This is a genomic window from Paenibacillus sp. JJ1683 (assembly GCF_053006485.1).
The window spans coordinates 5,079,001-5,085,000 of record NZ_CM129820.1 but is presented as its reverse complement, the minus strand read 5'-3'; the positions used below and the strand labels follow the sequence as shown (position 1 = coordinate 5,085,000).

Below are 6,000 nucleotides of genomic sequence, written 5' to 3'. Positions count from 1 at the left end.
TACAACACCCGAAGTCGGTGAGGTAACCGCAAGGAGCCAGCCGCCGAAGGTGGGGTAGATGATTGGGGTGAAGTCGTAACAAGGTAGCCGTATCGGAAGGTGCGGCTGGATCACCTCCTTTCTATGGAGAATCGTTTCCTGCAACGGAAACATTCAAATATGAAGCGTATGCTTCAATAAATCATCATTCCATTTGTTCAGTTTTGATGGAACTTGTAAGGGGCCATAGCTCAGCTGGGAGAGCGCCTGCCTTGCACGCAGGAGGTCAGCGGTTCGATCCCGCTTGGCTCCACCAATTACAATTTCATCTATAACCGTTTGGAGATCATTAACTCTTCAGGAGTTGATTGATAATCACACAGCTTTGCACCTTGAAAACTGGATACCGAAACGAAATTGCGTTTTAGAATATTCCTTTAAGCTGATCTTGTGTAAACAAGTGAAATAAAGGTAGCATATATCGATATTTTCTTTCTATGAAAGAAAAGTCTAGGTTAAGCTACAAAGAGCACACGGAGGATGCCTAGGCGCCAGGAGCCGACGAAGGACGTGGCGAACAACGATAAGGCCTCGGGGAGCTGTAAGCAAGCTTTGATCCGGGGATGTCCGAATGGGGAAACCCGGCTGTCTTCATCGACAGTCACTACTCACTGAATTCATAGGTGAGTGAGAGGCAGACCAGGGGAACTGAAACATCTAAGTACCCTGAGGAAGAGAAAACAATAGTGATTCCGTCAGTAGCGGCGAGCGAACGCGGATTAGCCCAAACCAAGGAGCTTGCTCCTTGGGGTTGTGGGACGTCTCACATGGAGTTACAAAGGAACCGGTTAGATGAAGAGGTCTGGAAAGGCCCGCCAGAGAAGGTAAAAGCCCTGTAGTTCAAAACTTGTTCCCTCCGAGACGGATCCCGAGTAGTGCGGGGCACGTGAAACCCCGTATGAATCCGGCAGGACCATCTGCCAAGGCTAAATACTCCCTGGCGACCGATAGTGAAGCAGTACCGTGAGGGAAAGGTGAAAAGCACCCCGGAAGGGGAGTGAAATAGATCCTGAAACCGTGTGCTTACAAGAAGTCAGAGCCCGATCTATGGGTGATGGCGTGCCTTTTGTAGAATGAACCGGCGAGTTACGTTCCCGTGCAAGGTTAAGGTGAAGAGCTGAAGCCGCAGCGAAAGCGAGTCTGAATAGGGCGAATGAGTACGTGGACGTAGACCCGAAACCGGGTGATCTACCCCTGTCCAGGGTGAAGGTGCGGTAACACGCACTGGAGGCCCGAACCCACGCATGTTGAAAAATGCGGGGATGAGGTGGGGGTAGCGGAGAAATTCCAATCGAACCCGGAGATAGCTGGTTCTCCCCGAAATAGCTTTAGGGCTAGCCTCGGAAAGAAGAATCGTGGAGGTAGAGCACTGATTGGGTGCGGGGCCCGCAAGGGTTACCAAGCTCAGTCAAACTCCGAATGCCATAGATTTAGTTCCGGGAGTCAGACAGTGAGTGCTAAGATCCATTGTCGAAAGGGAAACAGCCCAGACCATCAGCTAAGGTCCCCAAGTGTGTGTTAAGTGGGAAAGGATGTGGAGTTGCACAGACAACCAGGATGTTGGCTTAGAAGCAGCCACCATTGAAAGAGTGCGTAATAGCTCACTGGTCGAGTGACTCTGCGCCGAAAATGTAACGGGGCTAAACACACCACCGAAGCTATGGCTTGATGCTTTTGCATCAGGGGTAGGGGAGCGTTGAATGCGGGTTGAAGGTGTACCGGAAGGAGCGCTGGACTGCATTCAAGTGAGAATGCCGGTATGAGTAACGAAAAGATCTGTGAGAATCAGATCCGCCGAAAGCCTAAGGGTTCCTGAGGAAGGTTCGTCCGCTCAGGGTAAGTCGGGACCTAAGGCGAGGCCGATAGGCGTAGTCGAAGGACAACAGGTAGAAATTCCTGTACCACCGTAATCCGCTATGAGCGATGGGGTGACGCAGTAGGGTAGTGACGCGGACTGATGGATGTCCGTCTAAGCAGTGAGGCTGATGTGTAGGCAAATCCGCACATCGTAAGGCTGGGCTGTGATGGGGAGCGAAAATTACAGTAGCGAAGGTCATGATCTCAGACTGCCAAGAAAAGCCTCTAGCCAGGAGAAGGTGCCCGTACCGCAAACCGACACAGGTAGGCGAGAAGAGAATTCTAAGGCGCGCGGAAGAACTCTCGTTAAGGAACTCGGCAAAATGACCCCGTAACTTCGGGAGAAGGGGTGCCTCGGTAGGGTGAATAGCCCGAGGGGGCCGCAGTGAAAAGGCCCAAGCGACTGTTTAGCAAAAACACAGGTCTGTGCGAAGCCGCAAGGCGAAGTATACGGGCTGACGCCTGCCCGGTGCTGGAAGGTTAAGGGGAGTGGTAAGCCTTCGGGCGAAGCTATGAACCGAAGCCCCAGTAAACGGCGGCCGTAACTATAACGGTCCTAAGGTAGCGAAATTCCTTGTCAGGTAAATTCTGACCCGCACGAATGGCGTAACGACTTGGGCGCTGTCTCAACGAGAGATCCGGTGAAATTTTAATACCTGTGAAGATGCAGGTTACCCGCGACAAGACGGAAAGACCCCATGGAGCTTTACTGCAGCTTGATATTGAATTTGGGTACGATCTGTACAGGATAGGTGGGAGCCGTTGAATCTTGAGCGCCAGCTTGAGGGGAGGCATCCTTGGGATACCACCCTGATCGTATCTAGGTTCTAACTTGGTACCGTGATCCGGTACGAGGACAGTGTCAGGTGGGCAGTTTGACTGGGGCGGTCGCCTCCTAAAGAGTAACGGAGGCGCCCCAAGGTTCCCTCAGAATGGTTGGAAATCATTCGAAGAGTGCAAAGGCAGAAGGGAGCTTGACTGCGAGACCTACAAGTCGAGCAGGGACGAAAGTCGGGCTTAGTGATCCGGTGGTACCGCATGGAAGGGCCATCGCTCAACGGATAAAAGCTACCCTGGGGATAACAGGCTTATCTCCCCCAAGAGTCCACATCGACGGGGAGGTTTGGCACCTCGATGTCGGCTCATCGCATCCTGGGGCTGAAGTAGGTCCCAAGGGTTGGGCTGTTCGCCCATTAAAGCGGTACGCGAGCTGGGTTCAGAACGTCGTGAGACAGTTCGGTCCCTATCTGTCGTGGGCGTAGGAAATTTGAGAGGAGCTGTCCTTAGTACGAGAGGACCGGGATGGACGTACCGCTGGTGTACCAGTTGTTCCGCCAGGAGCACCGCTGGGTAGCTATGTACGGAAGGGATAAGCGCTGAAAGCATCTAAGCGTGAAGCCCCCCTCAAGATGAGATTTCCCAGTATGTAAGACCCCTTGAAGACGACGAGGTAGATAGGTTGGGGGTGGAAGTGCAGTAATGCATGGAGCTGACCAATACTAATCGGTCGAGGGCTTATCCTAAAGATAAGACGCAATGAAGTTTCGGATCCAGTTTTCAAGGTGTAACCTTGAAGGTATGTAGAAGTACATACGACAAGCGTATGGCGATTCATTCACAGAATCTGTGATGAATCGAATAACCTTACGGAAGAATTTGCAAGGCAAATTCATGTTTGGTGGCGATAGCGGAGGGGTTCCACACGTACCCATCCCGAACACGACCGTTAAGCCCTCCAGCGCCGATGGTACTTGGACCGCAGGGTCCTGGGAGAGTAGGACGCCGCCAAGCAAAAGTGAAAAAGGATGATACCCTCACTGAGGGTATCATCCTTTTTTTATGCATTTTGTGGAAGGATATCTGCTTCTAAGGTTGACAGAGGGAAGAGGCTTTGCGACACTCTAAGTGCGTATTTTTTTAAAGGTCCAAGTATACGAGCGAGGTGACGAAGTTATGGAGATCAGACAATTACAAAGTGAGGAATTTGAAGCAGCTATAGGATTATCCCAGTATGCTTTTCAGTTTACAATGACCCCGGAGGATCTAGAGAAAGCCAAGAAGAAATTCAAACCAGAACAAACATGGGGGATATTCGACGGACCTGACTTGAACGCTAAACTGACTTTGCTACCACTACAGGTATACATACATGGTCAGGTTTTTGATATGGGAGGCATTGCTGGTGTGGCAACGTGGCCGGAAAAGCGTCGCGGAGGTATGGTTTCACGTTTGTTGACGCATGCGCTTGAAGAAATGAAGACTGCAGGACAAAGCCTTTCTTTTCTGCATCCATTTTCTTTTGCCTTCTATCGTAAATTTGGATGGGAAACGTATACTGAGTACAAAAAATACGTCATTCCAATTGATAAATTCCCTGCTAAACTTAAAACAGAAGGTATAGTCAAACGGGATATCAAAAATATTTCAGAACTAGACCAAGTGTATCAATCGTATGCTTCACGTTACAATGGTACGCTGGTACGAGATAAGGCATGGTGGCAGGAACGGATTTTAAATGAGAATTATCGAACTGTAGTATATTACACAGATGCAGGCGATCCTCAGGGATATGCACTATACAAAATAGAAGATAAACAGTTAAATTGTGATGAGTTAGTATATGAAAATGAGACGGCACGTCGGGCTTTGTGGACTTATTTTGCAAATCATGACTCAATGATAACCCAAGGTAAATTTATTTACGTTCCAGCAGATGACAATCTGCCTTTTTTACTCGATGATCCGCGAATTCAACAGGAAACGGTGCCTTATTTTATGGGGCGTATTGTGGATGCTGTTGCTTTTGTAGAGAGATACCCTTTTGAGCAGATTGGAGAGGAGACAAGTTTAACCTTACATCTGACAGATCGGTATGCCCCTTGGAATGAAGGAGTATGGAGATTAACGATTACTACGGAGGGGCAAGGACATCTGGCAAGAGTGGATACAAGTAATTTATCTGAGAACGATACAGTAGCTGACTTGGAACTGGGAATTCAGTCATTAACAACTTTAATGCTCGGCTACCAGCAAGCTGATAACCTGTTTAATTGGGGGCGCATTGAAGGAAGCAGTGAGTCTGTGGCTGCACTTAAACGTGTAATACCAACAAAACAAACGTTCCTATTGGATTTTTTCTGATAAAGACCCAATTAGATTTTCTTAATGCCCAACTCTTTTTAACCAAATTGGATGTGGGATATCATAATTATTCAAAGCTCTTTCCATAATGGGAAGAGTTTTTTTGTTCTAGGGTATAAAACATAATTAGATTGCGAAAAATGGTATTGACCCCTTGGCAAAAATGAAATTTGTGCTATAATACGAATATAGTCAAAGAAAGTCAAAGTCAATCAGAACCAGTGTGTATCTACAGAAGTATAACCATAACGACATGATTTGCGTATAGTTAGGAGCTGCTTCTTATGGACAGAAGAGAAGTGTATGATTTATCGCAAATAAAGGTCACACTAGAAACGAAACGGTACAATTCCAATGGATGTACAATAGGTAATGGCCTGAGTACAGCTTAGATTCGTGACTTTACCGTTTGGTTAAGTTCAATATACGGCGGACTCTGTGGAGCGTGAAATGTACTTGAATACTTGCGTTTCCGTTAGTGGAGGATGATGAAATGCGCAATGTTTCCGACATTATTGAACAATATTTGAAGAGCATGCTGCTGGAAAGTCCCCAAGGCTTAGTGGAGATTCAGCGCAATGATCTGGCTGACCGCTTTTCCTGCGTACCGTCGCAAATTAATTATGTAATTAGTACCCGGTTTACGCTGGAAAAAGGTTATGTGGTGGAAAGTAAACGCGGTGGTGGAGGTTATATTCGGATTCAGCGAATTCAATTACCTGCACAGCATGCGATCCATACACACCTTCATCAGAGCATCGGGGAGGAAATTAGCCAATCGGCAGCAGAAGGATTGATTTATCAGTTAGAGGAAGCTCATTTTTTAAGCAAAAGGGAAGCTGGTCTTATAAAGGCTGCTTTATCAAGAGATACGTTATTGCTGAAGCTTCCCTATCGTGACCAACTGCGAGCAAGATTGCTTAAGGCTATGCTGATCTCGTTGCTGGCGGCCAAATAGCTAGT

At 47.9% G+C, this 6,000-nt stretch carries 2 protein-coding genes, 1 tRNA gene and 3 rRNA genes (1 of these 6 only partly in view); all 6 read left to right on the top strand.

What is annotated here, in order from left to right; all coding sequences use genetic code 11:
* Positions 1–121 (top strand): 16S ribosomal RNA (locus ACUC6J_RS21985) (it extends 1,433 nt beyond the left edge of the window).
* A gap of 98 nt (positions 122–219) precedes the next feature.
* Positions 220–295 (top strand) — tRNA-Ala (locus ACUC6J_RS21980).
* A 197-nt stretch (positions 296–492) separates the two neighbouring features.
* Positions 493–3,419 (top strand): 23S ribosomal RNA (locus ACUC6J_RS21975).
* Between the two features lie 151 nt (positions 3,420–3,570).
* Positions 3,571–3,687: ribosomal RNA gene (gene rrf, locus ACUC6J_RS21970) — 5S ribosomal RNA — on the top strand.
* Together the 16S, 23S and 5S rRNA genes with 1 tRNA gene alongside form the textbook arrangement of a ribosomal RNA operon.
* A 162-nt stretch (positions 3,688–3,849) precedes the next feature.
* On the top strand, positions 3,850–5,037 hold the full coding sequence (locus ACUC6J_RS21965; protein ID WP_447249412.1) for a GNAT family N-acetyltransferase: 1,188 nt from the start codon (positions 3,850–3,852) through the stop codon (positions 5,035–5,037).
* 493 nt (positions 5,038–5,530) lie between these two features.
* Positions 5,531–5,995 carry a CtsR family transcriptional regulator gene (locus ACUC6J_RS21960; protein ID WP_016818631.1) on the top strand — a complete coding sequence of 155 codons (465 nt, stop codon included), beginning with the start codon at positions 5,531–5,533 and terminating at the stop codon, positions 5,993–5,995.
* Positions 5,996–6,000 lie beyond the last annotated feature (5 nt).